The organism is Rothia sp. HMSC069D01, from assembly GCF_001810135.1.
Classification (GTDB): Bacteria; Actinomycetota; Actinomycetes; order Actinomycetales; family Micrococcaceae; genus Rothia.
In genome coordinates this window covers 1-5,462 of the sequence record NZ_KV800084.1, presented here as the reverse complement: position 1 = coordinate 5,462, position 5,462 = coordinate 1, and the positions used below count along the sequence as shown (strand labels likewise).

Sequence of the window (5,462 nt, the reverse complement as noted above, 5' to 3'; positions counted from 1 at the left end):
TTATCCAAAAACCATACAGTGAACGCAAACAACAAACAACTCTCTTGAAAAGTAAGCCTTCGGCCTATTAGTACCAGTCAACTCCACGAGTCTTCAGTCCCCGCTTCCATACCCGGCCTATCAACCTCATCATCTATAAGGAGCCTCACACACCAAAAGTGCCAGGAAATCTCATCTCGAAACAGGCTTCCCGCTTAGATGCTTTCAGCGGTTATCCCTCCCGAACGTAGCCAATCAGCCATGCACCTGGCGGTACAACTGACATACCAGAGGTTCGTCCGTCCCGGTCCTCTCGTACTAAGGACAGCCTTTCTCAAATTTCCAACGCGCGCAGCGGATAGGGACCGAACTGTCTCACGACGTTCTGAACCCAGCTCGCGTACCGCTTTAATGGGCGAACAGCCCAACCCTTGGGACCGACTCCAGCCCCAGGATGCGACGAGCCGACATCGAGGTGCCAAACCATGCCGTCGATATGGACTCTTGGGCAAGATCAGCCTGTTATCCCCGAGGTACCTTTTATCCGTTGAGCGACGGCCGTTCCACAACGTACCGCCGGATCACTAGTCCCGACTTTCGTCCCTGCTCGACCTGCCAGTCTCACAGTCAAGCTCCCTTGTGCACTTACACTCAACACCTGATTGCCAACCAGGCTGAGGGAACCTTTGGGCGCCTCCGTTACACTTTAGGAGGCAACCGCCCCAGTTAAACTACCCATCAGGCACTGTCCCTGAACCAGATCATGGCCCGAAGTTAGACATCCAGATTGACCAGAGTGGTATTTCAACAACGACTCCACACAAACTAGCGTCCATGCTTCACAGTCTCCCACCTATCCTACACAAGCCAAACCAAACACCAATACCAAACTATAGTAAAGGTCACGGGGTCTTTCCGTCCTGCTGCGCGAAACGAGCATCTTTACTCGTACTGCAATTTCGCCGAGTTCATGGTTGAGACAGTAGGGAAGTCGTTACTCCATTCGTGCAGGTCGGAACTTACCCGACAAGGAATTTCGCTACCTTAGGATGGTTATAGTTACCACCGCCGTTTACTGGGGCTTAAATTCTCAGCTTCGCCCAAAAAAGGCTAACCAATCCTCTTAACCTTCCAGCACCGGGCAGGAGTCAGTCCGTATACATCGTCTTACGACTTCGCACGGACCTGTGTTTTTGATAAACAGTCGCTTCCCCCTGGTCTCTGCGACCCATACACGCTCCAGGCAGCAAGTGCCCATCACGCTCAAGGTCCCCCTTCTCCCGAAGTTACGGGGGCATTTTGCCGAGTTCCTTAACCATGATTCTCTCGATCGCCTTAGTATTCTCTACCTGATCACCTGTGTCGGTTTAGGGTACGGGCGGCTAAAACCTCACGCCGATGCTTTTCTCGGCAGCATAGGATCACCAAATCCCCCAAAAACGGGGTCCCATCACGTCTCAGGCACACAGCCGGCGCATTTAACAACCGACAACCCTACACGCTTAGACCACGACAACCATCGCGTGGCTTGGCTACCTTCCTGCGTCACACCTGTTAACACGTTTACCTCCAAAGATCGGGTCCCACAACCCACACAACACACAAACAAAAGCCTGCACATCATGCTTCGCATGGTTAGCATCACAATATCAGTATGGGCGGTTTTTCACCGGTACGGGAATATCAACCCGTTATCCATCGACTACGCCTGTCGGCCTCGCCTTAGGCCCCGACTAACCCAGGGCAGATTAACTTGACCCTGGAACCCTTGATCATCCGGCGGATGAGTTTCTCACTCATCTTTCGCTACTCATGCCTGCATTCTCACTCGCATAGCCTCCACCACTGGTTTACACCGCAGCTTCACCGGCCACACGACGCTCCCCTACCCAACAACCCCAAAGGGTCATTGCCACAACTTCGGCGGTGTACTTGAGCCCCGCTACATTATCGGCGCAGAATCACTTGACCAGTGAGCTGTTACGCACTCTTTCAAGGATGGCTGCTTCTAAGCCAACCTCCTGGTTGTCTAAGCAACTCCACATCCTTTCCCACTTAGCACACGCTTAGGGGCCTTAGTTGGTGGTCTGGGCTGTTTCCCTCTCGACAATGAAGCTTATCCCCCACTGTCTCACTGCTACGCTCTCACTTACCGGCATTCGGAGTTTAGCTGACGTCAGTAACCCGTGAAGGCCCATCGGCCATCCAGTAGCTCTACCTCCGGCAAGAAACACGTAACGCTGCACCTAAATGCATTTCGGGGAGAACCAGCTATCACAGAGTTTGATTGGCCTTTCACCCCTATCCACAGCTCATCCCCTCCATTTTCAACTGAAGTGGGTTCGGTCCTCCACGACGTCTTACCGTCGCTTCAACCTGGCCATGGATAGATCACTCCGCTTCGGGTCTAGGTCATGCCACTCAAACGCCCTATTCAGACTCGCTTTCGCTACGGATACCCCACACGGGTTAACCTCGCGACATAACACTAACTCGCAGGCTCATTCTTCAAAAGGCACGCTGTCACCCCAAAAGGCTCCAACGGCTTGTAAGCACACGGTTTCAGGTACTATTTCACTCCCCTCCCGGGGTACTTTTCACCATTCCCTCACGGTACTGATTCACTATCGGTCATTAAGAAGTATTTAGACTTACCAGGTGGTCCTGGCAGATTCACACGAGATTCCACGAGCCCCGTGCTACTCGGGTGGCCACACCACGGACAGAACAATTTCGATTACGGGACTCTCACCCTCTACGGCCGACCATTCCAAGTCGTTCACCTACCATCCTGAACATCATGCCGGCAGCCAGTTAGAACTGCCACTGTGACTCCCACAACCCCCATGATGCAACGCCTAACCGCTATCACACACCACAGGTTTAGTCTCTTCCGCTTTCGCTCGCCACTACTCACAGAATCATTACTTTATTTTCTCTTCCTGCGGGTACTGAGATGTTTCACTTCCCCGCGTTCCCCCCAACCAGCCTATACATTCAGCTGGCGGTAACTCACCATGAAGATGAGCCAGGTTTCCCCATTCGGAAATCCTCGGATCACAGCCCAGTTATCGGCTCCCCGAGGCTTATCGCAGATTCACACGTCCTTCATCGGCTCTTAATGCCAAGGCATCCACCGTGTGCCCTTAATAACTTACACACAATCAAGAAAAATAAGAATCTAAAATCAACAATCAAACCAACACCAAAGCATTGATTCAACGCAAATTCCAGAAGATGCTCGCGTCCACTATATAGTTCTCAAACAACAACCCACAACACAACAACAACACAAACAAAAACACTTGCATCATCACCATGCCAGGCAAACAAAGGAACAACACACACGTGTTACCCCAAAACCCAACAATGCGCCTCATCCAACCCAAAACCAACATTCCACCCATGAGCAAAACCACCCACCCGACACTCGCGGGTAGCATGGCCAACTAAATGTGCTCCTTAGAAAGGAGGTGATCCAGCCGCACCTTCCGGTACGGCTACCTTGTTACGACTTAGTCCCAATCGCCAATCCCACCTTAGACGGCTCCCTCCAAAAGGTTAGGCCACCGGCTTTGGGTGTTACCAACTTTCGTGACTTGACGGGCGGTGTGTACAAGGCCCGGGAACGTATTCACCGCAGCGTTGCTGATCTGCGATTACTAGCGACTCCGACTTCATGGGGTCGAGTTGCAGACCCCAATCCGAACTGAGACCGGCTTTTAGGGATTAGCTCCACCTCACAGTATCGCAACCCTCTGTACCGGCCATTGTAGCATGCGTGAAGCCCAAGACATAAGGGGCATGATGATTTGACGTCATCCCCACCTTCCTCCGAGTTGACCCCGGCAGTCTCCTATGAGTCCCCACCATAACGTGCTGGCAACATAGAACGAGGGTTGCGCTCGTTGCGGGACTTAACCCAACATCTCACGACACGAGCTGACGACAACCATGCACCACCTGTATACCAGCCCCGAAGGGAAACACCATCTCTGATGCGGTCCAGTATATGTCAAGCCTTGGTAAGGTTCTTCGCGTTGCATCGAATTAATCCGCATGCTCCGCCGCTTGTGCGGGCCCCCGTCAATTTCTTTGAGTTTTAGCCTTGCGGCCGTACTCCCCAGGCGGGGCACTTAATGCGTTAGCTACGGCGCGGAAAACGTGGAATGTCCCCCACACCTAGTGCCCAACGTTTACGGCATGGACTACCAGGGTATCTAATCCTGTTCGCTCCCCATGCTTTCGCTTCTCAGCGTCAGTTACAGCCCAGAGACCTGCCTTCGCCATCGGTGTTCCTCCTGATATCTGCGCATTCCACCGCTACACCAGGAATTCCAGTCTCCCCTACTGCACTCTAGTCTGCCCGTACCCACTGCAATACACGGAGTTAAGCCCCGGCCTTTCACAGCAGACGCGACAAACCGCCTACAAGCTCTTTACGCCCAATAATTCCGGACAACGCTCGCGCCCTACGTATTACCGCGGCTGCTGGCACGTAGTTAGCCGGCGCTTTCTCTGCAGGTACCGTCAATCTCTCTTCTTCCCTGCTAACAGAGGTTTACAACCCGAAGGCCGTCATCCCTCACGCGGCGTCGCTGCATCAGGCTTGCGCCCATTGTGCAATATTCCCCACTGCTGCCTCCCGTAGGAGTCTGGGCCGTGTCTCAGTCCCAGTGTGGCCGGTCACCCTCTCAGGCCGGCTACCCGTCGTCGCCTTGGTGAGCCGTTACCTCACCAACAAGCTGATAGGCCGTGAGCCCATCTATAACCACTACATAACGCTTTCCACCAACACCCCATGCGGAGATTGGTCGTATCCGGTATTAGACCCAGTTTCCCGGGCTTATCCCAGAGTTAAAGGTAGGTTACTCACGTATTACTCACCCGTTCGCCACTAATCCACCTAGCAAGCTAGGCTTCATCGTTCGACTTGCATGTGTTAAGCACGCCGCCAGCGTTCGTCCTGAGCCAGAATCAAACTCTCCGTTGAAAAAATAGAAAAGCTTGATAATCTGATCTCAAACAGCGAATCACACACGGGGGTGCGTGACTCAAGCTGACTAAATTTGAAACCATTTGATGATTATCAAATATAAATAAATATTTGGTATTAGTTTCAGTTTCCATCACCATTCGGTGATTTTATTGAACAAAGCACACTATTGAGTTCTCAAGCAACACACCGATTCAACACCTCAACCCCTTCATTCGAAGGAAGCCTTACCGTTGAACGGTCATTCATGTTATTTTCATTGTTACCGCGTTCCCGCGACAACTCAATCAACTATACCAGCGTCTTGTTTGCCATGCAAATCCGTTTTCCGTGATTCACACCACAATGTTTCTTCCCTAAACTCCTCCACCATCACCAACAGGCAACCTGAGATTCTTCTAAGCAAGAAACCAAAACACTATACAATTGAAAGACAGACAAACCGCTTCTGACTAGGAGAAACACCGAAGAAAACTCTTCGTTTTTT

Annotated in this window: 2 rRNA genes; both read right to left on the bottom strand. The window is 51.9% G+C overall.

Going from position 1 to position 5,462, the window contains the following annotated elements:
- Positions 1 to 47: 47 nt before the first annotated feature.
- A 23S ribosomal RNA gene (locus HMPREF2710_RS02075) occupies positions 48 to 3,139 on the bottom strand.
- A gap of 306 nt (positions 3,140 to 3,445) precedes the next feature.
- A 16S ribosomal RNA gene (locus tag HMPREF2710_RS02065) occupies positions 3,446 to 4,972 on the bottom strand.
- Together the 16S and 23S rRNA genes form the textbook arrangement of a ribosomal RNA operon.
- Positions 4,973 to 5,462: the final 490 nt, after the last annotated feature.